The following is a 24321-nucleotide window of genomic DNA, read 5'->3' on the forward strand; positions in this document are numbered from 1 at the left end:
TGTCACCAGCACTTTTAATCTGACCCACCGCAGCAACTTCAAATTGACCCGCCTCCCGTAGCCTTTGGCCCTTTTGCAGGGCCATGCTGACCGTAGAGGAACAAGTGGAGATCAAGATATTGGCCCGACAGGGCATGAGCATCCGGGAGATATCCCGGCAATTGCAGGTATCGCGCAATACAGTGCGGCGTTATCTGCGCGATGTGGCAGCGGCCCAGCGCCAACCACGCCGGGTCCGTCCACACAAGCTGGACCCGTACCGGACCTACATTGAGCAGCGCGTTCGCGCAGCGCATCCGGCCTGGTTGCCGGCCACGGTGATCAAGCAGGAGATCGCGCTGTTGGGCTATCGGGGCGGCATGTCGCGGCTGCGCCAGTTCATGCGCAGCCTGCGCGTGGTCCGTCCGCAAGAGCCGCTGGTGCGTTTTGAGACCCCGCCCGGACAGCAGTTGCAGTGCGACTGGATTGTCTTCCGACGCGGCAAACATCCACTGTCGGCGTTTGTGGCTACGCTAGGCTGGTCACGGGCCAGCTACGTGGAGTTTGTCACCGATGAGCGGCTGGAGACGCTGCTAGCGTGCCATGAGCATGCCTTTGCGTTCTTCGGCGGCGTGTCGCGCCAGGTGCTGTACGACAACATGAAAACCGTTGTGCTCGAACGCGATGCTTACGGTCCGGGCCAACATCGCTTCCAGCCGGCCTTCCTGGACTTTGCCGGACACTACGGCTTCGACCCCAAGCTGTGTCGCCCCTATCGTGCCAAGACCAAGGGCAAGGTCGAACGCTTCAACGGTTACCTGCGGCGCAGCTTCTACAATCCGTTGGCGTCCAAGCTGGCCCAGGACGGTCTACGCCTGGACGCCGATACCGCCAATACGGCGGTGCTGACGTGGTTGCGCACCACGGCCAATGCCCGCGTGCATGGCACGACCGGGAAGGTGCCGCAACAGCAATTGCAGCAAGAATGCGCGGCGCTGCAAGGCGTGCCATCGACCTACGTCGGTCAGTTGCCCAAAGCGGCCCCGCCCGCCCAAGCGGCAGCACCGGACTGGGAACGCTTTCCCCGACAGCCCTTGCAGCACGCCTTGTCGGTCTATGAGCAATTGTTCCCGGAGGTGCACTGATGCAATTGCAACATCAGCGCATCCATGAACTGTGTGGCCAACTGAAGCTGGAGGCGATGGCCACGCACTACCCGGAACTGGCTAGCAAAGCGGTGAGCAACCAACTGAGCTTCGCCGATTTCCTGGAAGGACTGCTCAAAAATGAAGTGACCACACGGCAAAGCCGTTCGCGACACATGCTGGCCCGGGTGGCCGGCTTCCCCGTGATCAAGACCTTGGAGCAGTTCGACTTCACCGCGGCCCATGGCACCAGCAAGAAGGCAATGCAGGAACTGTCCGGACTTGCGTTCGTCGAGCGGGCCGAGAATCTGGTGCTGTTGGGTCCCTCCGGCGTCGGCAAAACCCACCTGGCGATCAGCTTGGGCTATTTGGCCACCCAGGCCGGCATGAAAACCCGCTTCGTCAGTGCCGCCGACCTGATGGTGGCCATGAGTGCGGCCCAACGCCAGGATCGCTTGGCCGATTTCATCCGCCGCAACGTGATGGGGCCACGGCTGCTCATCATCGACGAGATCGGTTACCTGCCGATGAATCGCGACCAGGCCAATCTGTTCTTCCAGGTCGTGGCCAAGCGCTACGAGAAGGCGGCCATGGTGCTGACCAGCAACTTGCCGTTCGGACAATGGGATCAAGCCTTCGCCGGCGATACCACCCTCACGGCCGCCTTGCTGGATCGATTGTTGCACCACGCCCACGTCATCCAGATCAAAGGAGAAAGCTTCCGACTCAAAGACAAACGCAAGGCCGGCCTCATTCCATCCCGCCAAACTGCCGAACCCATCCTGACCATGGCCCTGGGCCTGACCGCCTGCGGCGGCAAGCCCTCATCTGACAACGCCAAGGAAGCCTTTGTCCGGCTGCTGCAAGACAGCGGCGCCGGCCAAGTCACCGACGTTCAGAATTTCGAGCTCACCGGCTGCGTTGAGGCGGAGGGCGTCGACGGCTATCGCTGCGACACGAGGGGCAAGGTGGCGATCGACATCGGAGGCCGGCAAGTGCCCATCCCAGTGAGCAAGAACCTGCGCTACGCCAAGAGCGACGGCACCTGGAGGGCCTACGCTAAATGAAGACCCAACCAGATTCGATGGTGGGAACGTCAGCCGGCGCTGTGGGCGGCTTCCTCAAAGACGGCGCCATGCGCGCTGCCCCTAAAAAGGTGACCACCCCGCACAACCGATTCTTCTGCTGGTATTCGCTGTCCCTGCTCTTCCTGGGCCCGTTTGGCTTCATCGTTGGGCCGCTGATGGCTCGGCGGGGCCTGCGGAAAGCCGAGCAGCTCTACCCGTCGGAAGCACGGGTTGCCCAAGCGCGGGACACAGGGTTCGCTTGGTGGCAGTGGTGGGTGATGACCCTGCTGACCGTGATGGGAGCTTTTTGGGTCACCTCGGTGCTGAGTGGCCTTCCCATGGTGTTACTGGTGCTTTGGCTTCAGTTGACCACCTGAAGATCAATGGCCTGCTGCGAGCCTAGGCTTTTCCTGGGCTCGTAAAAAAAATAGGCATGAAACTACTTTTTTGCAAAAATACACGTCTAGATGCCAAGATCTGCATCCAACCTCCGCAAGCACATACCTAGCCAAATTACTTCGCCGCTGATAACTTCTGCATCAATGCAGAAAGCCGCTCACTATCTTTAGGCTTCAGCACACAAACCTTCCCTACAGTCGAATCGTAAAAATGAAATGGGGAAGCCTTCCAGCGCATCTCCTTGCCATTTTTACCATGTGCCTTTATTAGCACATGCAGATCCATTTGCTCTTCGCTCGGCTCGCCCACAGCGTCACACGCGCCTGACAACTCACCAATGAACCGGGAAAGCTCGCTTTCCTTAGTCACATAACCCTTGAACTTGGCGGCACTCAACATCTCGTCCTCTGAGAACCTAAGAGGAGCAGTCTCATCAAATCCCCTATAGAAAAAATCCAGCTTTTCGGCAGTAGCCCACGCTTTCACAACATTTTCAACCGCCCCCTGCGCGCAAGCAATCAAAGCCGTTAAAATTACGCAAAATAAAAAATTAAACTTAGCGTATTTTTGTTTATAGATTTTCATAAACACTCCGGGGTGGAACACTTAAATACAATTGGCTTTCCACCATGATCTCCACGCTCCCCTTCCCCAAGTTTATTTGCCGCGGGCTGCTCATAACCTTCAATCACATTCCGCTCTTCTTGATTACTGTAGCTCTCATCATACGTCTTAACGTCTATCACAAAAGCCCCGCGGTCGAACAGCTTATTTTCGGCATGTCCAAACTCATGAGCGAGAGCTAGTGCCGGGGATATGGTCGCTTTCTCACCATTCTTATCAATTATTGAAAGTCCACCCCTATCAGCCCAAGTCAACACGTTTGTATTTGGATTGAAATTCGATTGAGCAGCGTTGGTTCTATCCGCAGCTGGAGCAACCCCAATACCCCCAAGCCCCTACGGTTGCGCGCCGCCAATTTGATGTCAACTGACCGCTAGCCCTTGCCTGTCTCAGCAGGAGCTGGAGGTAGAACGGCAAGTTCTTGACGTTATGAGGAATCGCTCACGAAAGACGGCGCCAAGAGTAGTATCCCTACGGTGGACTCAGAAATTTCTGACACTATTTTCAGCAATAATCTGACACGGCACAGCGATGCGGTTGACCTACTCGCGACACGCCGAACTTGTTGTTTTTGCCATTACGCGGCTTGGCGCGCGGGCAATTGCTGAAGGCGTTTGGTCACACCTTCCGAAATTAAGGATTGACGCTAGCGCTCGTTTGTTAGATACAAATGATGACCGCGCGCCACATCGTGGCGAAAGGGGCGCGGCGTAACCCCCACCACTCGCCCAGTTGGGCTGCCTTCGGCTGTTTGCTTCACCTCCGTCAACTCGCACGTCATTCAACAGGCATCGGCCTTGTCCGGTGTTTGGAGGGTTCGTGCGTCCCCAGAAACACAAGGAGATGTGCTGCTATGCGATTCCGACTCTTCCTCACCATCTTGCTGCTCACCACGTTCAGTGCGGGTGCCCAAGCCCAGGTGGTCACCCTCAACAAGGGTGGCTACACCTTGAACTACGACTGCACAAACCGCACCGCGTTGCGCTACGAATACGTGCTGCAGGCCGATACCGGCTCGGCGGCGCGTCCGTCCAGCTTCAACTTAGATACCGAACTTCCCAGCGGCTGCGCCGGCCAGATATCCAGTGCGTCCTATGCCAGCGTGCGTTCGGGCTATGACCGCGGGCACTTGGTGACCTCGAACCACATGGATTACAACGCGACCTACATCCGTCGCGCCAACCTGATGTCGAACATTGTTCCGCAGGTGGCCAGCTTCAACCAAGGCATCTGGGTGCGGGCGGAGGAAGTCGCCGAGTGTTACCGCGATATCGCAAGCGTCCAGGTCTACGGCGGCGTCATCTACAGCGACACCACGAACGATTACTTCCTAACAAGCCATGGCATCCGGACGCCAGACTTCTTCTGGAAGACCATCATTACTGCCAATCCGAGTGGAGGGTCTCGGGCCATCAGCTGGCTGATTCCGAACAGTGCCACGCTCGGGTCGCTGGACAGCTACATCGTCAGCATCAACGAGCTAGAAGACACATTTGGCGCCAGCACGATTGGCATCTCCGCACCGGCCAACGTCAAAGCGATGCTGCCAGCCACCACCTGGCCCCAGCCCAGTAGCTGTGACTTGAGCTGATCATTTCAAAGCAATTGACGAGAAGCTTCCAATGCGGGGCTTCTCTACCACGCAACCCTTTACCTATCTAACTTTCCGCATCTGCAGCGAGGTAACTAGCCCCCTACGGCTTCAATATCGCCAACGCATTGTCAGCAACAAAAGAAGACCATCCGGAATGATCTGGCAAATCTATATCTGCGCTAACTTCTATTTTGTTTACGGCTCGATTAAATAGAGCCACACAGTTACCAGGATAATTATTCCTTGAAGGATATAAAATTCCGTCAAACCGCGGATTTCCGAATGAATCCAGGTCTTGGTAAACACGCGTCGAGATGGAGTGGGTGTGGCGATAATTCCTCGATGAGATTTGCCCAAGATTCAACCCAAAAACCCTCGCTATTGTGTCCGGAGCATTCAGATTGGCTAGACGAATCCCACTTAATACCCCCACTGCTCGCACCAAGCGAGAATTAACCTCCGTCAAACTCACCGATCTTCCCGCGCGACGATGCCACTTGTGCTTATGAAACATAGACTCCATAAGTGCCGTGTTTATATCAAAAGCCAAATAGAGCACACCATAGACCTTATTCGGATCATCATATCGATTCAATGCCGCATTACCGAAATAAAGCGGTTGCCCGCGATAATCCACCCTACTTATATGCTGAAGAAGAGTTCCACTATTTAAAATTAAATCCGGAATTATCGACACCCCACCCCTCCTTGGCAATAATTTAATTATTGAAATCCAAGCTCATTAAGGACGACATCGACGATGCTCTCAATATTTCCAGGCATGACTTTTTGAACCGGCGAACTTCCGTCAAGTGCATCTAATGGACTTGAAAGAATATTATAAACCGTCCACGAATCCAGCTCTGGAAATCTTTTAAAAATAGTCTGTGTCAAAGCGAGAGGCGCCTCATTGAGTTGCCAATCTGGAATCCGCTGTTTTCTTGCCCCAGCACTGATAGCAAGCAAGCGACGCGAAGTAATGTCTCTATAAATTTGCTGACGCGACTTTAAAGAAAGCTTTGCAAATCTTTCAGGGGACAAGTTATGAGGGCTTTCGAATTCTTCAAGGAGCGCAATACGCCCCCTTTGGATATCAGTTCTTCCAGGTTCCCAACGCTTCTCCGCAACCAGGGCACGCGCCTTACTCTGGAGAATAGCCCCGACGTCCTCCTTCGCAGGAGCCTGCTCAAGCTTTTCGTTAAGAAACCTATCCAGCTCCCCTAAGAAGCCTTCTGGATCGCGAACGTCTGCTACTCCTTCAAACCTCCCGACATCAGCAATAGAGGCATGCCACGCTTTTTTTGGAGTCGTGTTCTGAGTTACGAGTGCCATTATTTTGCGCATGATAGCTTCTCCGCCTGCCTGTAAGACACTCTAGTCCACCTTCTCCCCTATGTCAACCTTGTAAACTTTGTAACACACTGAGCGTCTGCGTAGCGCTTTAGACAGGCAGCCTTTAAGACTGCGTGCGGGGCAGGGAAATGGCCGGAGGCAATCTATCTTCAAGGTCGCGGCTTCGCTGCGCAGACCGTTCCTGCGCAACGTGCCGCGTCAGCTCCCCCAACGCCGTATCCATCGCCTCGCTGAAAGGGTCTCGAGCATCGTTGTTGGCCCAAGGCTCCTGCAGCGCTTCTTCCAGGGTAGCGGTCCACACCTCACCAACCTTATGAGCAATATTCGCTTCGTTTGTATCGTTCGCTTTGTTTGCTCCATCCGCAACAGTCACAGCCGTCAGCACATCGCCTGGCACGGTCAATACATGACCAACCAAGCGACCACCGACCAGCACCCAGTCGTGCTGGACGGTCAAACACTCTTTCACCGTGGTGAGGGCGAGCACCCTGCCCGCCTTCCTTGTCATACGGGCGACCTGATCCTTGACCGCCTGCAGTTCGAGTTGGAGCTCGAGCTCCCGAGCCTGCTGCCTCAGTCGTTCTAACTCGTCTACAAGGCGTCGCTCTTTGGGCGTCTTGCTGGCCCTGGCTTTCTGCCACTCCACCAAATCCTCGTAGAGGTAACGCACGTGCTGGTTGGCCCCGCCACCTGTGAGTCCGGCGCCTTTCTGGAAAGGCGGTCCCAACGGTGGGGAGCGGCCGTCGCCACTCCCCCAGCGTGTCGAAGTGGACCCCCAAGAACCTTGCCGCGGCTTTGCTGCTGACGGTTTGCGTCAGCCCAGCTCTTGCACGCTCCAATTCCTGGTCCAGCGCGGCCTCTAACAGCGCGCGGTAGTCCTCTTCACTGCGAACAACCTCAATCATCCAATGCGGTCCGCTGGTTCCGTTGAGCAAAGATAGTAACCGGAGGGTCATTGGCCTCGTCCAGCCTCGGCTTGTCCGTCCCCTTCAGTCGGTTCCACACCCGCGGACTCTTGGCGACCATCGCCTCCTCAACTCGCCCCATTGCTTCTCGCAACTTGGACCACTCCTGCTCGGTGTAGCGCTCCGACACCGCGGCCATCCTGTCCTGGCCCTGCCCGCGGGTGTGATGGTGCAAGAGCTGCGAGACGATGCGGCTTTCTCCGAACAAATGCGCCGCGTAGCGCCCCATCGTCCGACGGAGGTCGTGCGGGGTCAGTCCGATGTCGATGTCCTCGCTGAGATTCAACAAACCCGCATCGCGCCGGACATTGGCCACGATGCTCTTGCTGTCTGAGTAGTGCCCCGAGCGGCTGCGGCTCGAACGCGCCGGGAAGACGTAGCGGGTTCGGTCAAGGGCATGGCGGGCCTTCTCCAATTCTGCCTCCAATCCCTTGATCAGCTCCCGTCTGGCTCCTTTGGCTTTAGCTGCTCGAAGCAAGCCTTCCATGGTCGCGACCTCCTTCTTCGCCTCGGTATCGTCCAAGCGCTCCTCCAGACGCCGCTGAAGCACTTGCTCGGCGAAATAGGTCACTGGCAAATAGCGCTCGTCTCCGTTCTTGGTGTCGAACAAGTAGACCTGCGACCCCTCGCGGCGGGTGAAAGGATTGATCTGCCCCGGTGGCGTCAACGACACCCATGACACCTCACGCTGAGTCAGCTCTCCCGGCGTGCACCGGTCGAACCACCGCAACGCGGCTGCTTCGCTGCGCCGGGTGCCCCACAACAAAGTCAGCAGCAGGTAATCGGCACCGGCGGCATTCAAACCGCCCTGCTCATCCCGGCGAGCCAGGATGACCTTCATCACCTTGGGCAGCGTGTCATCTCCCAACGGATTGCGCACCTCAGCCCGGCTGTAGTGGTTGCGCAGGTCCTGAGCCCCGCGAAGTAGATCCTTGCTGTAGATGGCCTGGAACGGGTTGTAGATTATCTTGGGTTCCCGTCGAGTCTCGTGTGCCTGTTCTTGTTCCACTTCGTTGAACAGGTCCACGGAGCGCTTTGCATCGGTGAAGGTGTGCTCGGCAGCGGCGAGTCCTGCGGCCCTCACCCGTTGAATGTATTTCCCGGCGATGCCCAGTTCTCCAAGCTGAGCTGTGGAAAGCTGGGCCCAGTCGTCGTGGGATGCCAAGGCCTGACGCATGGCGGTCGGGATACGGTTGGAGCGAAGCATGGCGCTCTTGCGCAACGCATCGTATCCCCGCACCACGTCCTCTGTTCGCGTGTCCCGAATTTTCAGATCGGCCAGGCCCACCTCGGGTCGCTCCAAACGAGCCAAGCTACTGCGGACAGCCTCGACACTGACCTGCTTCACCTTCTTCTTTTTGGCCCGCTCTCCCATGCGCTCGATGTAGAGCTCCATGCATTGCCGAAGCGTGATGTCTTCCGAGCGCTTGTCTCGACGCTTGGCTCGGAGTTCTGCGCGCTCCTGTTGCACCGGATTGGTCCCGGTCTGCCTGAGCATCGACAAGTGCCCCTTGGCTACCTCGTAGGCTTCGTCCAGCCCCATGTCGGTGACGTTGCCCAAGGAAAAACGGCGGATGCCCGTCGGCCCACGCTTGACCACCTCGTATGTGGACTTGGTTCTCCCTACCCGAAAACTAAAACCGGAGGGAGCCTTGTCACTTCCGTCCACCAAGCGGTAGGGTTCGCCGGCCTCTTCAGGGTCCCGCTCCACCAGCTTGACCTTGCCCGCTTTGTCCAGCACGGGTATCCGATCCACCGACAGGCTCAGGATTTGGGCGTAGGTCAGCTTAAACTTGAGCGACCCGCGCCTCTTCGGCAGATCTGGCAACTCCGACGTCTTGCTCATGCATCCTCCATTGCTGTCATGCGAGTGCTGCCGGTTGCAACCCACGTCGCAACATCAACATACGCTTTTCTTACCATGCGAAATCGTCGCAACATGCCAAATTGGGTCTCGCTTTGAATCGTCGCAACACGGTCGCAACAAAAAAGACCGCTACTGCCCGCGACAACCCTCTTTTGACCGTCAGTTCCGTTACAGAGCAAATTCATAAGTGATTGTTTCCTCAGACATTTCTAAGCCTGGCAAGGCCCCTCAAGAACATACGCCTGCCATGAAGCAATTCTTCGCAGCCAAATCGGACTACCCCGATCTGCTGCTGTTCTTCCGCATGGGCGATTTCTACGAGCTGTTCTACGACGACGCGCGCAAGGCCGCGCGGCTGCTCGACATCACCCTGACCCAGCGCGGCAGCTCCGGCGGTGCGCCGATTCCCATGGCCGGGGTGCCGGTGCATGCGTATGAAGGCTATCTGGCGCGCTTGGTGGCACTGGGCGAGTCGGTGGCGATCTGCGAGCAGATCGGCGACCCGGCGCTGGTCAAGGGGCTGGTCGAGCGCAAGGTGGTGCGCATTGTCACGCCCGGCACGGTCACCGACGAGGCGCTGCTGGACGAGCGCCGCGATACCTTGTTGATGGCGATCTCGCGCAGCAAGCACGGTTACGGCCTGGCCTGGGCCGATCTGGCCGGCGGGCGCTTCTTGGTCAATGAAGTGGACAGCGTGGATGCGCTGGAAGCGGAAATCGCGCGTCTGGAACCGGCCGAGCTGTTGGTGCCCGACGAAGACAACTGGCCCGACTTCCTGCGCGGGCGCATCGGCGTGCGGCGCCGGCCGCCGTGGTTGTTCGATGCCGACAGCGGCCGGCGCCAGCTGCTGGCGTTCTTCAAACTGCACGATCTGTCCGGCTTCGGCATCGACGACAAACCTTGCGCCACGGCGGCCGCCGGCGCATTGCTCGGGTATGTCGAAGAGACCCAGAAACAGCGCTTGCCGCACCTGACCTCGATCGCGATGGAAGTGGCCAGCGAGGCCATCTCGATGAACGCGGCCACGCGCCGGCATCTGGAGTTGGACACCCGCGTAGATGGCGATACCCGCAACACCTTGCTCGGCGTACTGGACAGCACCGTCACGCCGATGGGTGGGCGTCTGCTCCGGCGCTGGCTGCACCGTCCGCTGCGCCTGCGCGATGTGCTGGTGCAGCGCCACCATGCGGTCGGCACGTTGATCGATGCAGCTGCCGATGCCGATCTGCGCGAAGCCTTCCGTGCGCTCGGCGATCTGGAACGCATCCTCACCCGCGTGGCCTTGCGCTCGGCGCGGCCGCGCGATTTTTCCACCTTGCGCGATGGCCTGGCGCTATTGCCGAAGGTGCGCGCAATCCTGGCACCGTTGGATTCGCCGCGCCTGCAGACGCTGCATGCCGAACTTGGCGAGCACGATGCCACCGCGCATCTGTTGATCAGCGCGGTGGCCGAGACGCCGCCGCTCAAGCTCAGCGACGGCGGCGTCATCGCCACCGGCTACGACGCCGATCTGGATGAGCTGCGTCGTTTGTCCACCAATGCCGATCAATTCTTGATCGACCTGGAACAACGCGAGCGCGCCAGCAGCGGCATCGCCACGCTCAAGGTCGGCTACAACCGCGTGCACGGCTACTACATCGAGATCAGCAAGGGCCAGGCGGAGAAAGCCCCGTTGCACTACAGCCGCCGGCAGACGTTGACCAACGCCGAGCGCTACATCACCGAAGAACTCAAGAGTTTCGAAGACAAGGTGCTGTCCGCGCGCGAGCGTTCGCTATCGCGCGAAAAACTGCTGTACGAAGGTCTGCTCGACGCGCTTGGTACCGAGCTGGAAGGTCTCAAGCGCTGCGCAGGTGCACTCAGCGAACTGGATGTCCTGGCCGGCTTTGCCGAGCGCGCGCAAGCACTGGATTGGTCGCAGCCGGAACTGGACAGCACTCCCTGCCTGCGCATCGAACGCGGCCGTCACCCGGTGGTGGAGGCGGTACGCGAGCAACCGTTCGAACCCAACGATCTGGACCTGCACAGCGATCGCCGCATGCTGGTGATCACCGGCCCGAACATGGGCGGTAAATCGACCTACATGCGGCAGAACGCCCTGATCGTGTTGTTGGCGCATATCGGCAGCTACGTGCCGGCCAGCCGTGCGGTGATCGGGCCGATCGACCGCATCCTCACCCGCATCGGCGCCGGCGACGACCTGGCGCGCGGGCAGTCCACCTTCATGGTGGAAATGGCCGAAACCAGCTACATCCTGCATCACGCCACGCCGCAATCGCTGGTGCTGATGGACGAGATCGGCCGCGGCACCTCCACCTACGATGGCCTGGCACTGGCCGATGCAGTCGCGCGCCATCTGGCGCAGACCAATCGCTGCTACACGCTGTTTGCCACGCATTATTTCGAGCTCACCGCACTGGCCGACGCATCGCATGCCGGTGGCGCCAGCGGTATCGCCAACGTGCATCTGGACGCGGTCGAACACGGCGAGCGTCTGGTGTTCATGCACGCAGTGAAAGATGGGCCGGCCAATCGCAGTTTCGGCCTGCAGGTGGCCGCACTTGCCGGGCTGCCCAAGGCGGCGGTGACGCAGGCGCGCCGGCGCCTGGCGGAACTGGAACAACGCGGTGGCGAAAGCCACAGCGCGCAGATGGCGCCCACCGCACTGGATGCGCCGCAACAATTCGGACTGTTCACCGCACCCTCCTCCGCTGCACAGGAAGCCTTGCAGGCGCTCGACCCGGATGAGCTCACGCCCAAGCAGGCGCTGGAGGCGCTGTATCGGTTGAAGGCGTTGCTTTGAGAGCTGGGATTTGGGAATCGGGAATCGGGAATCGGGAATCGGGAATCGGGAATCGGGAATCGTAAGAGCGTAGCTGCGTGAGTTGCGCTTGCTGCGCTTGCGGATGCATTGTCCTGCAGGAATTGGGGATCGATTTTGGATGCTGCTTTGCGGGATTTGTTCGCGGAGTTGGACGTCGTGACCGCATCGTTGCGTGGTTGCCCAGTCCTGCATCGTGGCGCGTGTGCAGGTCGCTGGATTGATCTGTCGGCGCGACGGGCGCACCCTGCCGCAAGGCTTCGCCAGACAGGAAACCTTCCGATGACCACATCCGCTTCATTGACCGATCAACTTGCTGCGCAATTGCAGGGCCCGCAGCTGCAGCAGCTCGCCGGCCGCCTGGGCATTGCGCCAGAGCAGGCGCGGTCGGCAGTGCAGGCCGCGCTGCCGCTGCTGATGGGCGCGCTGGGCCGCAATAGCCAGCAGGCCGGTGGCACCGAAGCGTTGCTGGGCGCACTGCAACGCGACCATGCTGCCAGCCCGGATCTCGGCAGCTTGCTCGGCTCACTGTTGGGTGGCTCGGCCACCGGCGCGCAGGGCAACGGTGCCGGCATCGTCGGCCATCTGTTCGGCGACAAGGCACCGCAGGCCGCTGCCGGCCTGGGCCAGGCCACCGGGCTGGAGACCAGCAAGGCCAGTCAGTTGCTGCAACTGCTTGCCCCGATCGTGATGGCGTATCTGGCCAAGCGCTTTTTGGGCGGCGATGCCGCATCCAGCAGCCGGCTCGGGCCTGCGCTGGCCCAGGAGCATCAGCAGGTACGCAGCCATCCCGCCGCCGGCGGGTTACTGACCAGCGTGCTGGACCAGGACGGCGACGGGCAACTGGGCCTGGGCGATGTCATGAAGCTCGGCGGCGCCCTGTTCGGCAAACGCTGAGACGCTGAGTTTCCGACGCATCATCACATGCATCCATTGCCTGCATCCTTTGCGTGCATCCGTTGCAGGAACGTGTCCATGGCCTGCAACTCCGCCGCGATCAGCGTGCGGCACGCTGGTCGGGCACTGGCGTGCTATCCATAGCAGCACACTATCGATATGGTTGAATAATTCGAATTCACCAAATGATCGATGCTCTTTATCGTGTGCGAACGCCACCACGATGAGTCCGCCTCATGCGCTTGCTTGCGCTCCTTACCAGACTGCCCGTCGATGCATTCCGGGCTACCCAGGCAGGCGCTAGCATCGGCAACCGAGGCGACCATGCGCAGCCCACATCGCACGCAAATCCCCATTCCTGATGACTCAGTCTTAAGCACTGCCCGCGATTTCGATTCCACCAGCACGTGCCGGCACCTTCGGCACGCAGCTCCCCAAGTGCTCCTGCACACAGGTATTGCCATGACCACCGAAGCAAAGTGCCCGTTCAACCACGCCGTCGTCGGTACCGGAACCACCAATCGCGATTGGTGGCCCAAGCAGCTGCGCGTGGATCTGCTCAGCCAGCATTCGAGCAAATCCAACCCGCTGGGCCCGTCGTTCAACTATGCCGACGCGTTCAAGCGCCTGGACCTGCAGGCGCTCAAGCAGGACCTGCACGCGTTGATGACCGATTCGCAGGACTGGTGGCCGGCCGACTTCGGCCATTACGGCCCGCTGTTCGTGCGCATGGCCTGGCATAGCGCCGGCACGTATCGCATTGGCGACGGACGTGGCGGCGGCGGACGTGGGCAGCAGCGCTTCGCCCCGCTCAACAGCTGGCCGGACAACGTCAGCCTGGACAAGGCGCGCCGCCTGCTGTGGCCGATCAAGCAAAAGTACGGCCAGGCCATTTCCTGGGCCGATCTGATAATTCTCACCGGCAACATCGCGTTGGAATCGATGGGCTTGAAGACCTTCGGTTTTGCCGGCGGCCGCGAAGACACCTGGGAGCCGGATCAGGACCTGTACTGGGGCCGCGAAACCAAGTGGCTGGGTGGCGACGAACGCTATTCGCGCGGCTCGCCGGGCGTGGACGAAGCGCACGGGGTGCTGGTGAAGGACGACGACAGCCAGGTGCCGCATACCCGCGACCTGGAAAACCCGCTGGCCGCCGTGCAGATGGGCCTGATCTACGTCAATCCGGAAGGCCCGGACGGTAACCCCGACCCGATCGCCTCTGCGCGCGACATCCGCGACACCTTCGCGCGCATGGCCATGAACGACGAAGAGACCGTGGCGCTGATCGCTGGCGGCCACACCTTCGGCAAGACCCACGGCGCCGGCCCGGCCGACAACGTGGGCGCCGAACCCGAAGCCGGCGAGCTGGAAAGCCAGGGCTTCGGCTGGCATAACCGCTACGGTAGCGGCAAGGGCGCCGACACCATCACCAGCGGTCTGGAAGTCACCTGGACCACCACGCCTGCGCAATGGAGCAACGATTACTTCGACCATCTGTTCGGTTTCGAGTGGGAGCTGAGCAAAAGCCCGGCCGGCGCGCATCAGTGGGTGGCCAAGAACGCCGACGCCATCATTCCCGACGCGCACGACGCCTCCAGGAAGCATCGCCCGACGATGCTGACCACCGACCTGGCGCTGCGCTTCGACCCCGCGTACGAGGCCATCTCGCGGCGTTTCCAGCAGCATCCCGAACAATTCGCCGATGCCTTCGCTCGCGCCTGGTTCAAGCTCACCCACCGCGACATGGGCCCACGCGCACGCTACCTCGGCGCTGATGTGCCTGCTGAAGAGTTGGTGTGGCAGGACCCGGTGCCGGCGGTCGATCACGCACTGGTCGATGCGCAGGACGCCGCCGCGCTCAAGCAGACCGTCCTGGCCTCGGGCCTGAGCGTGGCGCACCTGGTATCCACTGCATGGGCGTCGGCCTCCACGTTCCGTGGCTCGGACAAACGTGGCGGCGCCAACGGTGCGCGTATCCGCCTGGCCCCGCAGAAGGAGTGGCAGGCCAATCAGCCCGAGCAACTGGCCAAGGTGCTCGCAACGCTGGAACGCATCCAGGCCGACTTCAACGCTACGCAATCGGGTGGCAAGAAGATCTCGCTGGCCGACCTGATCGTGCTGGCCGGCAACGCCGCAGTGGAACACGCAGCGCAAGCCGCTGGCCACCAGGTGACCGTGCCGTTCGCACCCGGCCGCACCGATGCGTCGCAGGAACAGACCGATGTGGAATCCTTCGCCGTGCTCGAACCGGTGGCCGATGGCTTCCGCAACTTCGCCAAGCGCCGCTACGCAGTGCCGGCCGAAGCGCTGTTGATCGACAAGGCCCAGCTGCTCACCCTCACCGCACCGGAGTTGACCGTGCTGGTCGGCGGCCTGCGCGTGCTGGGCGCCAATGTGGATGACTCCAAGAACGGCGTCTTCACCAGCCGCCCGGGTGTGTTGAGCAACGACTTCTTTGCCAACCTGCTCGACATGCGCACCGAGTGGAAGGCCACCTCGGAGGCGAAGGACGTGTTCGAAGGCCGCCACCGCAGCACCGGCGACCTTCGCTGGACCGGCACGCGCGTGGACCTGGTGTTCGGCTCCAACTCCATCCTGCGTGCGGTGGCCGAGGTCTACGCCAGCGCCGATGCGCAGGAGAAGTTCGTGCACGACTTCGTCGCCGCCTGGACCAAGGTGATGCAGCTGGATCGCTTCGATCTGACCTAAGCGTCCACACTCACACCCACCTGCCAACACGCAGGTGCGTGTGCCTGGTAACGCAAACGCCCCGAATCACCGGGGCGTTTGCGTTTGCGGGTCTATTGCATGGCAGCCTGTTGCGACAGTGCGCTACAACGCGTCGATATCGCCCAATGCCGTGATCAGGCGTCGCGCACGCTTGTCCGGTTTACCCTCGGGCGCCCGGTAGCCGGTGCGCTCGGCAGCGCGCTGCTGGCGCCATTGCGCGCGGGCCTCGCGCGAGCTGTCGCTTTCGATGTACAGCGCCTGCGCGACCGGCGCCGGGCCGCGCACATCGCTGAGCGCGGCAACGGTGATCTCGAAGATTTCGCCGCCGCGGTCGATACGCAGTTGTTCGCCGCTGCGCACCGCGCGCGACGGCTTGGGACGCTGTCCAGCCACGTCTACCTTGCCGGTTTCCACTGCGTTCTTGGCCAGGCTGCGCGTCTTGAAAAAGCGCGCTGCCCACAGCCAGACATCCAGCCTGACCGTCCTCGCCTGTTCCAACTCTAGATTCATTCGTCTCGCGGTCTCGTGTCGTGCGTTGGCTTGCGCAGCGCGCAGTGCATGCGTGCGTGCGTGCGCTGCGATCTTGCGCAAACGCCGGCTCGGTTGCCGGCGTCTTCGGCGACGATGGCGTGCGCCACACCCGATGTTTGGGCCACGGCTGCGAAACTCAAGCGGGCAGGACCAGGTGCGGCTTGGTCCGCACCGCAGGGCACGACCGCCGGCGAACCGCCGCCTCCGCTAGCTGTTCGTTGTATCCACGGTGCGCGGCATGTCCGGGTTCGGATGCGCCGCGATCAACGCATCGTCGGTAGCGTTGGCATGCAGTGCCGCAGGGCGGGCGGCATGCCGTTGCGCGAAGGCGGTAAACGCAGGACGCGGCTCCAGCACGCCGGTACGCGTGTAGAAACCCACCACCGCCGCCATGTACAGGTCGGCCGCGCTGAAGCACTCGCCGGCCAGGTGTTCGCGGCCCGCGACCGCCTGTTCCAGGGTCTGCAGAAGGTCCGCCTCGTGGCCGTAGCCGGCGCTGCGTGCCGGTGCCAGCACGCCGCTTTCCTTCGCGGTCAGCAGCGCCTCCACTGGGCCGGCCAGGAAAAACAGCCAGCGGTAATAATCGGCGCGCGCCGGCGATCCCGGCGGCGGCGCCAGGTGCCGCTCCGGCACCAGGTCCGCCAGGTAGGCACAGATCGCAGCGTTCTCGGTGACGACCGTGTCGCCATGGCGCAGCGCAGGCACCTTGCCCATCGGGTTGATCGCCAGATAGTCCGGCGCCTTCATCGTGATGCCGTAGTCGAGGATGACCGCCCGGTACGGCAGGCCGGTTTCCTCCAGCATCCAGCGGGCGACACGGCCGCGTGACAGCGGGTGGGTGTAGAGCACGATCTCGGTGGACATGGGCAGACTTCCTGGTGGACAGCCTTCAGTCTGGTCCTGCCCTGCTGACAGCTGCTGTCAGCAGTCGGCTCCGTAGCCGGTCGCCGCGCGCCAGCGCTTGATCAGTAGATGCCGGCGCGAGGGATAGCGTTCGCCGTCGTCGGCCAGGGCCAGCACCCGGTCGGCACGGAAGTGGCGGAAGTCGCCGCGCAGTTCGCACCACGTGGCGATCATGCCGTAGCCGCCGAGAAAGGCCATCGCGAACGGCCAGACCCGCCGTTGCGAGGCAGCGCCTTCGGCATCGGCGTAGTCCATCCGCAGCACGTGTTCGAGCCGGATGCCGCGACGCAGGATCGGCAGCCACGGTGCGGCCGGTTGCGCGGCATCGGCCGCGGGTACCAGCAGCCCGCTGGTCTCGATCGATGCGCGCAGGGTACCGGGCAGCGTGGCGGTGATGCGCGCCACCGCGCGCTGCGCCGCCTGCGCCAGTTCCGGATCGGCCTGGCGCCCCACCCAGCGCGCGCCCAGGGTCAAGGCCTCCAGTTCGTCCTCGGTGAAATTCAGTGCCGGCAGCAGGAAGCCTGGACGCAACACGTAGCCGACGCCGGGATCGCCGAGAATATCGGCGCCCTGCGCGCGCAAGGTGGCGATATCGCGGTACAGCGTGCGCAGGCTGACGCCCAGCGCTGCGGCGAGCTGGGCACCGGCCACGGGCCGACGTCGTCCGCGCAGGGCGTCGAGCAGATGCAGTAAACGGGTCGCACGGATCACCATCGCGACAGCATAGTGGGCTTTGCGTCCTTGCTGCTTTGGGCCACGCAGCGATCCTGCATTCGGGTCTCAGACGAATGGCCGCATCCATAGGAATCCAACCGCGATGCAGTGATCGGCCGGCGCATCAGCAGGCCAGCTGTCGAATACGTCCGACCATGGCTGCAGCCCAGCCGATACACGCTTCCCCATCCTCGCCAGGCCCACCTGCCGCGTTGCGATGCAGGCACAAACCCTAGGCAGCTTCGCATGCCGCTGCCAGGCAAGGCGCGCAGCGTGCTCCACGATCGGCGCGCCCCACGCCACATAGCCGCAAGTGCGCTGCATCCGGGCTCACCCGGGCAATGCTAGTGTGCGCACCTTCTGCGCGACGATACGACTGCGATGCCCAAATCCGCTGTCCTGACCGAAGGCCCGATCGGCAAGAACCTGCTGTTGTTCGCACTGCCGATCATGGCCGGCAACATCGCCCAGTCGCTCAATGGATCGATCAACGCGATCTGGATCGGCCGCTATCTCGGCGAAGAAGCGCTGACCGCGGCGGCCAATGCCAACAGCATCATGTTCTTCCTGATCGGCTCGGTGTTCGGCATCGGCATGGCCTCGACCATCCTGATCGGCCAGGCGATGGGGGCGCGCGATATCGCCCAGGCGCGCAAGGTGATGGGCACCAGCGCGAGCTTCTTCGGCGGGCTGTCGGCCGTGATCGCCGTGCTGGGCTGGTACCTGGCGCCGCATTTGCTGACCGCCATGGGCACGCCCGCCGCCTCGCAAGCGCTGGCCGAAGACTATCTGCGGGTGATCTTCCTGGCGATGCCCACGCTGTATCTGTTCGCCTTCCTGTCGGCTGCATTGCGCGGCACCGGCGATGCGCGCACGCCGTTCCGTTTCTTATTGCTGTCGGTGCTGCTGGATATCGTGTTCAACCCGCTGCTGTTGTTCGGCATCGGCCCGTTTCCGGCGTTGGGCATTGCCGGTGCGGCCTGGGCCACGTTGATCGCGCAGGTCGTCGCACTGGCCGGATTGCTGGTGTATTTGCGTAAAAAACGCCATGTCTTGTGGCTGGGCCGAAACGACTTGCGGCTGTTTCGCATCGACCCAGCCATCCTGCGCGCGTTGATCGTCAAAGGCGTGCCGATGGGCCTGCAGATGGTGATGATCTCGCTGTCGATGATCGCCATGTTGTCGCTGGTCAATGGCTTCGGCACCGAAACCGCTGCAGCGTTCGGCGCAGGATTGCAGCTATGGAACTATGTGCAGATGCCGGCCATGGCGGTGGGCGCCGCTTGTTCGTCGATGGCCGCGCAGAATGTGGGCGCCGGCCTGTGGTCGCGCGTGGATGCGGTGGCGCGTACCAGCATCGCCGCCAATTTCCTGATGACGGGCCTGCTGATCGTGCTGCTGATCGTGTTCGATCGCTGGACCCTGGCCCTGTTTCTGCCCGAAGGCAGCGCCACGCTGGAGGTTGCGCGACACCTCAACCACATCGCGATCTGGTCGTTCCTGCTATTCGGTGTCAGCTTCGTGGTTTCGGGTGTGGTCCGCGCCACCGGTGCGGTGATTCCGCCGTTGTTGATCCTGGCCTTTTCGTTGTGGGGCGTACGTGTGCCGTTGGCCAACGTGCTGCTGCCGCATCTGGGCGCCGATGCGGTGTGGTGGAGCTTTCCGATCAGTTCGGCCTGTTCGATGCTGCTGTCGCTGGCGTATTACCGCTGGGGCGGCTGGCGCAAGGCGCGCATGCTGACCACACCCACGCATCCGGCGGAACTTGCGGCTGCAGCGGAAGTGCCGGCGCATCCGGCCTCGCCGGTCGCCGACCCAGCCCCGCTCACCGACGCGCCAGGCGGGCCGCGGGCACCGCAGCGTTAGTTGCGTTTGCGGCAGGCGTATCGCCGGGTCCGCAGCCATTCCGGGCGCGTGCGCCTGGAACCGTCATTGGGCCATGGGTACTAACCTCTGCACGCCGACCACTCCCGATCGAGCGCGCGTGGTTGCTGCAGGCATTCCCGCAAGGCGCGGCGTGCATCATGCGTGGATGCCGCAACCAAACATGCCTTCCCACAAACGCAAACAGCCGCCCGAAGGCGGCTGTTTGGCAGTGGCGGGACCGGCCCGCCAATATGGCTTACTCAGCCTTGGCAGCAGCCTGGCGAGCGGCCTTGGCCTGCGCAGCGGCGGCCAGATCTTCCTTGATGCGGGCAGCCTTGCCTTCCAGACCACGCAGGTAGTACAGCTTACCGGCGCGCACCTTGCCGCGACGCTTCACTTCGACCGAGTCGATGATGGCGCTGTGGGTCTGGAACACGCGCTCAACGCCGAAGCCGTGCGAAATCTTGCGCACGGTGAAGGAAGAGTTCAGGCCGGCATTCTTGGTACCGATCACCACGCCCTCATAGGCCTGCACGCGCTCGCGGTTGCCTTCCTTCACCTTGACGTTCACCACAACGGTGTCGCCCTGGTTGAATTCCGGCAGCTTGCGCTGGATCTGGGCGGCTTCGAAGTCAGCCAGGATGGTCTTGTTGAGTTTGCTCATGGTGGGCACCGCGTGTCTGGTGATATTGGACCGGCAGTCGCCGCACGGCGATTGCGCGAGGTTCGTAGGAGGGCCAGACGCAAGGCTGGCCAGCAAGCCGAATATTGTACCTCAATCAATCTTGCAAGAGCTAGGGGTAAGCCCTTATTTCTCGTCACCCGGGGCGAGTTCGCGGCGAAACTCGTCCAGCAGACGGCGATCGTTCTTCTCCAGCCCCGCCTCGTCGAGCAGGTCCGGGCGGCGCAACCAGGTCCGTCCCAGCGACTGCTTCCGGCGCCAGCGCGCAATCGCCGCATGGTTGCCTGATCGCAGCACATCCGGCACATCGCCCCATGCATGGGTTGCCGGATGGCTGTAATGCGGGCAATCGAGCAGGCCTTGCGGGCCTTCAAAACTGTCCTGGGCGGCAGATTCGGCGTCGTTCAATACACCGTCCTGCAACCGCGCCACCACGTCCACGACAACCGCTGCACCCAATTCACCGCCGGACAATACGTAGTCGCCGATGGAGATTTCCATATCCACCGCCTGCGCCAGAAAGCGCTCGTCCACGCCTTCATAGCGGCCACACACCAGCACCATGCGCGGCAACTGCGCCAACTCGCGTGCAAGCACCTGCGTGAGCGGCCGCCCTTGCGGGCTGAGATAGATCACCGGCGCTGGCCGCGCGTCTGCCGCTTGCACCGCATCCAGGCAGGCCCGCAGCGGCTCGATCAGCATCACCATGCCGGGCCCGCCACCGAACGGACGGTCGTCCACGCGGCGATAGTTGCCCTGCGCATGCTCGCGCGGGTTCCAGCCCTGCAATTCCAGCAAGCCGCGCTCCTGCGCCCGCCCGACCACGCCGAACGCCGCGCATTGCGCGATGAACTCGGGGAACAGGCTGATGACGTCGATGCGCACTGGAGAATCGGAGCCGGGTTGGGGAATGGAGAGAGCAAGAGCAGCGCCGAAGCACCACTTTGATCAAAAATCCGGATCCCAGTCCACCACGATCAGGTTGGCCTCGAAATCCACCGACTTGACGAAATCCGGAAACACAAACGGAATCATCCGTTCGCGATCGCCACGCACCATCACCACGTCGTTGGAGCCGGTGGAGAACAGGTGCGACACCGTGCCCAGCTTGACGCCTTCGACGGTTTCCACCTGCAATTCTTCCAGATCCACCCAGTAATATTCGTCGGGCTTGGGCGGCGGCAACGCACTGCGCGCGACGTAGATTTCAGTCCCGTGCATGGCTTCGACCGTGTCTCGGTCGGTGACGCCGGGGAACACCGCAATCAGATTCTTGCCCTGATCGCGCCCGCGCACGCCGCTGACCACCGACTCCTGTCCGGACGGCGTGCGCACGATCCACGGCTGATACCGGAAGATGGCGGTCCGTGGCTCGGTCCAGGATTCGAGCTTCAGCTCACCCTTGACACCAAAAGCGCCGACAATCCTGCCTAACAGGATGCGGCGCTCGGTCTGCTTCATCTGCGTCGACTCTGGGCCAGGTAGCGATACCCGGCCCTCAAGATCAGGCCGCAGCGGCCTGAGACTTGGCTTCGCGATACAGGTTACGCACCTTGTCGGTCAGCTGCGCGCCGTTGCCGACCCAATGGTCGACGCGTGCGACGTCCAGCACGATGCGCGGTTCTGCGCCCTGGGCAACCGGGTTGTAGTAACCCAGACGCTCGATGTTGCGGCCGTCGCGCGCGCTGCGCACGTCGGTCACGATGATGTGGTAGAACGGACGCTTCTTGGCGCCGCCGCGGGTCAGTCGGATCTTGACCATGGTGTTGTTTTCCTGAGTTGCCCAGTCGCCAGAGTGGCGCGGTAAGCCGGCGATTATAACGGGCTCCGGCAGCGAAGCCAAGTCGCCCCTGAAACGCTCAGATCGCTTGCCAGGCTTGGGTTTGCAGCGCCCGTTCCAGAATCGCCAGCTGGGCGGCGGCGTCCGGCCACTGCACAGACCCGACCGCCGCCAACGCTTGTTGCCCGCGCGCATTGCAGCTGAAGCCGCCATCGAATGCCTGGAGCTCGCCCAGCGTGACCGGGCGCGCGTCCTGCTCGATGCCAAGCGTTTGCAGCCCGGCCTGCAACAGACGCTGCCGGGTGCCGGGCAGGGCAGGCCCCTGCGGCCACACGACCCTGCCCTGCTGCCACAGGCCCAGATTCCAGAACGCACCCTCCACGAGCCGGTCTTGCGAATCGATCAGCAGCGCATCGTCGAACCCGGCAAGCATTGCCTGACGGCGCAGCTGCAGCAGCGCGAAGGTGCCGACGTGCTTGCACAGCGGCTGCTCGCGCACGTAATTGGCCGGCTGCACGCGCACAGCGATCGCTGGCATCTGCGCGGCGGGCGAGAGCGAGGTCAACACATCCAGTGCGACAGCGCGCGATGGATCGCGCAGGTCGAACTCCTGCGAAAACACCGTAATGCGCACGCTCGCATCGGTGCTGCCGGCAGCCGACAACGCAACGCGCAACTGCGCGCGAATGGCGTCGGGATCGGCAGCAGCACCAAACAGGGCTGCGCTGTCGTGCTGCAGACGTTGCAGATGCAGGTCCAGACCAAGTGCAGCGTTATCGCGCACCTGCAACGTGGTGAAGTGACCGTAATTGTTCAACGCCGCGGCACCGAGCTGCTGCGCGGTAGCGGCGATGCCATTGCAGAAGATCAACGGCACAACAACGCCTGCGCCTGTTCCCACCACTGCGTCACGACCTGCGCAGCCGGTTGTGCGGGCGCCATCCAGGCGGATTGGCCGGCCCAGGCCTGCATCGCATCCAGGCGGTTGTCGCGCGCAGCGGCCTGGCGCATCGGTGCGGTGAGCCCGCGCTGCACCGGGTATGGCGCGGGTGGCGGTGCGTCTGCAGCGTTTGCTGCACGGACATACGGCGTGGTCAGCGCGCGCCCCAACCGGCCCGAGAACGCACGGGTTGGCTGGGCGTGCTCCGGCTCTGCCTGAGATAACGCATCGGCCCAGGCGCTCGGCAATGCAGCTTCGGGCGCGCGTAGCAAGCCGGTGCCGATCTGCACGGCGCTTGCGCCCAAGGTCAGCGCTGCCGCAATGCCGCGCGCATCGGCGATGCCGCCGGCCGCGATGACCGGGATATCGAGACGATCGACCAGACGCGGCAACAACGCCAATAGCCCGGTCATCTGCTGCGCGGCGCGACCGGCCTCGAACGCACCGCGATGGCCACCGGCTTCGGCCCCTTGCGCAACCACTGCATCGGCGCCTGCTGCCTGCGCCGCAAGCGCTTCGTCCAATGTGGTGGCGCAGGCGAACCAGGCGATCCCGGCATTCGTCAGACGTGCCACCTGATCGGGCCGGAACACGCCCATGATCGATGAAGCGACTGCTGGCCGCGCGGCGAGCAAGGCATCCAATTGCGCGTCGAAATCGGCAGGTGTCGCATCGCCCGCCGTCTCCGGCACCGGTGGCCCCCACTGCGCAAGAAACGCGCGCAGGCGCGCTTCGGTGGCCGCATCGCGCGCAGGTGCCGGGTCGGGAATCCAAAGATTGATCTGCGCAGGCCCTGCGCTGGCTTCACGGAATGCCGCCATCCACGCCACGATGTCGTGCGGCTGCGATAACACGGCCCCCATCGCGCCCATGCCACCGGCGTTGGCAACCGCCGCCGACAACGGCACCGGGCAGGCGCCGGCCATGGGACTGAGCAGGATCGGCAAGCGCAGCCCAAAGCGCTGCTGGAAGGCATCGACGTTGGAAAATCTGGTCATCAATCACTTCGCACACCATGAGATGGCGCATGGTAACCGCGATGGGCAGACGCTGATGCCGGCACAGACACGGGCACCTGCCGCGCCGGTCTGGCGGCTGCGCCGCAGATGGTCGCTGCGCCTGATGCGCCGGCATCGGCATGCGTTGCCGTTACCACTCTTCGACCCAGACGTTCTCCAACGCGAAGCACGCCGGCGCTGCGACGCTGTAGACAAGCGCCTCACAAGCGCTAAATCGATAAACGCCGAAGCCGCTTGGGTGCGACGTGCCGGTGGCCCGAATAGCCGCAATTGCAGGCCCTCATCGCCATCGGCAGGACAGGTACGCTGCGTGCAACCAGCCGGCATTGCGCTCGCCACGCATGGTCCAGCTCCGGTCCACGGAACAGCTTGAGCAGACGTCCCTCGCCTCGCATGCGATCGGCGCATTGACCGGGCAGTGGCAACGGATGATGGAGCTGTTGCG

General features: G+C 62.4%; 22 protein-coding genes and 1 pseudogene. 9 read left to right on the top strand and 14 right to left on the bottom strand.

Going from position 1 to position 24321, the window contains the following annotated elements; all coding sequences use genetic code 11:
* Positions 1 to 83 precede the first annotated feature (83 nt).
* The 4 genes and pseudogenes from istA to J7367_RS16335 all read left to right on the top strand — a co-directional run bounded on the left by istA (position 84) and on the right by J7367_RS16335 (position 2568).
* On the top strand, positions 84 to 1124 hold the full coding sequence (istA, locus tag J7367_RS16320; RefSeq protein WP_209028955.1) for an IS21 family transposase: 1041 nt from the start codon (positions 84 to 86) through the stop codon (positions 1122 to 1124).
* Positions 1124 to 1879 (top strand): annotated as a pseudogene (gene istB, locus J7367_RS16325) (IS21-like element helper ATPase IstB); the annotation flags it as partial. The gene istA and the pseudogene istB, both read left to right, overlap by 1 nt.
* A 33-nt stretch (positions 1880 to 1912) precedes the next feature.
* Entirely contained in the window at positions 1913 to 2191 is a 279-nt protein-coding gene (locus tag J7367_RS16330; RefSeq protein WP_176215052.1) for a hypothetical protein, read from the top strand.
* On the top strand, positions 2188 to 2568 hold the full coding sequence (locus J7367_RS16335) for a hypothetical protein (RefSeq protein ID WP_176215051.1): 381 nt from the start codon (positions 2188 to 2190) through the stop codon (positions 2566 to 2568). Before J7367_RS16330 ends, J7367_RS16335 begins: the two co-directional genes overlap by 4 nt.
* A gap of 136 nt (positions 2569 to 2704) precedes the next feature.
* Here the strand turns inward: J7367_RS16335 and J7367_RS16340 are convergent, their stop codons facing one another.
* Positions 2705 to 3175 carry a hypothetical protein gene (locus tag J7367_RS16340; RefSeq protein WP_057662563.1) on the bottom strand — a complete coding sequence of 157 codons (471 nt, stop codon included), beginning with the start codon at positions 3173 to 3175 and terminating at the stop codon, positions 2705 to 2707.
* A gap of 892 nt (positions 3176 to 4067) precedes the next feature.
* Here J7367_RS16340 and J7367_RS16345 point away from each other — a divergent pair.
* Positions 4068 to 4805: a DNA/RNA non-specific endonuclease gene (locus J7367_RS16345; protein WP_057662566.1), complete on the top strand. Its 738-nt coding sequence runs from the start codon at positions 4068 to 4070 to the stop codon at positions 4803 to 4805.
* 103 nt (positions 4806 to 4908) lie between these two features.
* On the opposite strand, the gene J7367_RS16350 is transcribed toward J7367_RS16345, so the two are convergent.
* The 4 genes from J7367_RS16350 to J7367_RS16365 all read right to left on the bottom strand — a co-directional run bounded on the left by J7367_RS16350 (position 4909) and on the right by J7367_RS16365 (position 8972).
* Positions 4909 to 5505, bottom strand: a complete 597-nt coding sequence (locus tag J7367_RS16350) for an RES family NAD+ phosphorylase (protein ID WP_081027907.1) — start codon at positions 5503 to 5505, stop codon at positions 4909 to 4911.
* A gap of 26 nt (positions 5506 to 5531) precedes the next feature.
* Complete coding sequence (locus J7367_RS16355; protein WP_139792811.1) at positions 5532 to 6152, bottom strand: integrase; 621 nt, start codon at positions 6150 to 6152, stop codon at positions 5532 to 5534.
* A gap of 112 nt (positions 6153 to 6264) precedes the next feature.
* Complete coding sequence (locus J7367_RS16360) at positions 6265 to 6831, bottom strand: hypothetical protein (RefSeq protein ID WP_244672322.1); 567 nt, start codon at positions 6829 to 6831, stop codon at positions 6265 to 6267.
* A 227-nt stretch (positions 6832 to 7058) separates the two neighbouring features.
* On the bottom strand, positions 7059 to 8972 hold the full coding sequence (locus tag J7367_RS16365; RefSeq protein ID WP_057662572.1) for a hypothetical protein: 1914 nt from the start codon (positions 8970 to 8972) through the stop codon (positions 7059 to 7061).
* Positions 8973 to 9240: 268 nt separating this feature from the next.
* On the opposite strand from J7367_RS16365, the gene mutS reads away from it, so the two are divergent.
* The 3 genes from mutS (at position 9241) to katG (ending at position 15420) form a co-directional block, all read left to right on the top strand.
* On the top strand, positions 9241 to 11796 hold the full coding sequence (gene mutS / locus J7367_RS16370; RefSeq protein ID WP_057662573.1) for a DNA mismatch repair protein MutS: 2556 nt from the start codon (positions 9241 to 9243) through the stop codon (positions 11794 to 11796).
* Between the two features lie 300 nt (positions 11797 to 12096).
* On the top strand, positions 12097 to 12711 hold the full coding sequence (locus J7367_RS16375) for a DUF937 domain-containing protein (RefSeq protein ID WP_007967453.1): 615 nt from the start codon (positions 12097 to 12099) through the stop codon (positions 12709 to 12711).
* 462 nt (positions 12712 to 13173) lie between these two features.
* The gene (gene katG, locus J7367_RS16380) at positions 13174 to 15420 is read left to right on the top strand and encodes a catalase/peroxidase HPI (protein ID WP_057662576.1); all 2247 of its coding nucleotides are present in this window, start codon (positions 13174 to 13176) and stop codon (positions 15418 to 15420) included.
* Positions 15421 to 15543: 123 nt separating this feature from the next.
* Here katG and J7367_RS16385 read toward each other — a convergent pair whose 3' ends face one another.
* The 3 genes from J7367_RS16385 to J7367_RS16395 all read right to left on the bottom strand — a co-directional run bounded on the left by J7367_RS16385 (position 15544) and on the right by J7367_RS16395 (position 17589).
* The gene (locus J7367_RS16385; RefSeq protein WP_007967457.1) at positions 15544 to 15951 is read right to left on the bottom strand and encodes an RNA-binding S4 domain-containing protein; all 408 of its coding nucleotides are present in this window, start codon (positions 15949 to 15951) and stop codon (positions 15544 to 15546) included.
* Between the two features lie 228 nt (positions 15952 to 16179).
* Positions 16180 to 16836 (bottom strand): glutathione S-transferase family protein, encoded by a 657-nt coding sequence (locus tag J7367_RS16390; RefSeq protein WP_057662579.1) that lies wholly within the window; start codon positions 16834 to 16836, stop codon positions 16180 to 16182.
* Positions 16837 to 16893: 57 nt separating this feature from the next.
* Positions 16894 to 17589: a YafY family protein gene (locus tag J7367_RS16395; RefSeq protein ID WP_057662586.1), complete on the bottom strand. Its 696-nt coding sequence runs from the start codon at positions 17587 to 17589 to the stop codon at positions 16894 to 16896.
* A gap of 381 nt (positions 17590 to 17970) precedes the next feature.
* Here J7367_RS16395 and J7367_RS16400 point away from each other — a divergent pair, with 381 nt between their 5' ends.
* The gene (locus J7367_RS16400) at positions 17971 to 19455 is read left to right on the top strand and encodes an MATE family efflux transporter (RefSeq protein WP_057662591.1); all 1485 of its coding nucleotides are present in this window, start codon (positions 17971 to 17973) and stop codon (positions 19453 to 19455) included.
* Between the two features lie 256 nt (positions 19456 to 19711).
* On the opposite strand, the gene rplS is transcribed toward J7367_RS16400, so the two are convergent.
* From rplS to J7367_RS16430, 6 genes are all read right to left on the bottom strand, one after another.
* Entirely contained in the window at positions 19712 to 20119 is a 408-nt protein-coding gene (gene rplS / locus J7367_RS16405; protein WP_003484215.1) for a 50S ribosomal protein L19, read from the bottom strand.
* A 144-nt stretch (positions 20120 to 20263) separates the two neighbouring features.
* The gene (gene trmD / locus J7367_RS16410) at positions 20264 to 21022 is read right to left on the bottom strand and encodes a tRNA (guanosine(37)-N1)-methyltransferase TrmD (RefSeq protein ID WP_003484218.1); all 759 of its coding nucleotides are present in this window, start codon (positions 21020 to 21022) and stop codon (positions 20264 to 20266) included.
* Positions 21023 to 21085: 63 nt separating this feature from the next.
* Positions 21086 to 21598, bottom strand: coding sequence for a ribosome maturation factor RimM (gene rimM / locus J7367_RS16415; protein WP_057662594.1), 513 nt, complete (start codon positions 21596 to 21598; stop codon positions 21086 to 21088).
* A 43-nt stretch (positions 21599 to 21641) separates the two neighbouring features.
* Positions 21642 to 21899 (bottom strand): 30S ribosomal protein S16, encoded by a 258-nt coding sequence (gene rpsP, locus J7367_RS16420; protein ID WP_003484223.1) that lies wholly within the window; start codon positions 21897 to 21899, stop codon positions 21642 to 21644.
* 97 nt (positions 21900 to 21996) lie between these two features.
* Positions 21997 to 22794 carry an aminotransferase class IV family protein gene (locus tag J7367_RS16425; RefSeq protein ID WP_057662597.1) on the bottom strand — a complete coding sequence of 266 codons (798 nt, stop codon included), beginning with the start codon at positions 22792 to 22794 and terminating at the stop codon, positions 21997 to 21999.
* Positions 22785 to 23855 carry a nitronate monooxygenase gene (locus J7367_RS16430; protein ID WP_007967469.1) on the bottom strand — a complete coding sequence of 357 codons (1071 nt, stop codon included), beginning with the start codon at positions 23853 to 23855 and terminating at the stop codon, positions 22785 to 22787. The genes J7367_RS16425 and J7367_RS16430 overlap by 10 nt, the downstream gene beginning before the upstream one ends.
* Positions 23856 to 24321 lie beyond the last annotated feature (466 nt).

This window comes from Xanthomonas sp. D-36-1 (genome assembly GCF_017746155.1).
GTDB classification, from domain to species: domain Bacteria; phylum Pseudomonadota; class Gammaproteobacteria; order Xanthomonadales; family Xanthomonadaceae; genus Xanthomonas; species Xanthomonas cissicola.

Excerpts from the sequence above, each read along its gene's own strand:
- istA (WP_209028955.1), top strand. The coding sequence starts at position 84 with ATGCTGACCGTAGAGGAACAAGTGGAGATCAAGATATTGGCCCGACAG.
- J7367_RS16330 (WP_176215052.1), top strand. The coding sequence starts at position 1,913 with ATGGCCCTGGGCCTGACCGCCTGCGGCGGCAAGCCCTCATCTGACAAC.
- J7367_RS16335 (WP_176215051.1), top strand. The coding sequence starts at position 2,188 with ATGAAGACCCAACCAGATTCGATGGTGGGAACGTCAGCCGGCGCTGTG.
- J7367_RS16340 (WP_057662563.1), bottom strand. The coding sequence starts at position 3,175 with ATGAAAATCTATAAACAAAAATACGCTAAGTTTAATTTTTTATTTTGC.
- J7367_RS16345 (WP_057662566.1), top strand. The coding sequence starts at position 4,068 with ATGCGATTCCGACTCTTCCTCACCATCTTGCTGCTCACCACGTTCAGT.
- J7367_RS16355 (WP_139792811.1), bottom strand. The coding sequence starts at position 6,152 with ATGCGCAAAATAATGGCACTCGTAACTCAGAACACGACTCCAAAAAAA.
- J7367_RS16365 (WP_057662572.1), bottom strand. The coding sequence starts at position 8,972 with ATGAGCAAGACGTCGGAGTTGCCAGATCTGCCGAAGAGGCGCGGGTCG.
- mutS (WP_057662573.1), top strand. The coding sequence starts at position 9,241 with ATGAAGCAATTCTTCGCAGCCAAATCGGACTACCCCGATCTGCTGCTG.
- J7367_RS16375 (WP_007967453.1), top strand. The coding sequence starts at position 12,097 with ATGACCACATCCGCTTCATTGACCGATCAACTTGCTGCGCAATTGCAG.
- katG (WP_057662576.1), top strand. The coding sequence starts at position 13,174 with ATGACCACCGAAGCAAAGTGCCCGTTCAACCACGCCGTCGTCGGTACC.
- J7367_RS16385 (WP_007967457.1), bottom strand. The coding sequence starts at position 15,951 with ATGAATCTAGAGTTGGAACAGGCGAGGACGGTCAGGCTGGATGTCTGG.
- J7367_RS16390 (WP_057662579.1), bottom strand. The coding sequence starts at position 16,836 with ATGTCCACCGAGATCGTGCTCTACACCCACCCGCTGTCACGCGGCCGT.
- J7367_RS16395 (WP_057662586.1), bottom strand. The coding sequence starts at position 17,589 with ATGGTGATCCGTGCGACCCGTTTACTGCATCTGCTCGACGCCCTGCGC.
- J7367_RS16400 (WP_057662591.1), top strand. The coding sequence starts at position 17,971 with ATGCCCAAATCCGCTGTCCTGACCGAAGGCCCGATCGGCAAGAACCTG.
- rplS (WP_003484215.1), bottom strand. The coding sequence starts at position 20,119 with ATGAGCAAACTCAACAAGACCATCCTGGCTGACTTCGAAGCCGCCCAG.
- rimM (WP_057662594.1), bottom strand. The coding sequence starts at position 21,598 with ATGAAGCAGACCGAGCGCCGCATCCTGTTAGGCAGGATTGTCGGCGCT.
- rpsP (WP_003484223.1), bottom strand. The coding sequence starts at position 21,899 with ATGGTCAAGATCCGACTGACCCGCGGCGGCGCCAAGAAGCGTCCGTTC.
- J7367_RS16430 (WP_007967469.1), bottom strand. The coding sequence starts at position 23,855 with ATGACCAGATTTTCCAACGTCGATGCCTTCCAGCAGCGCTTTGGGCTG.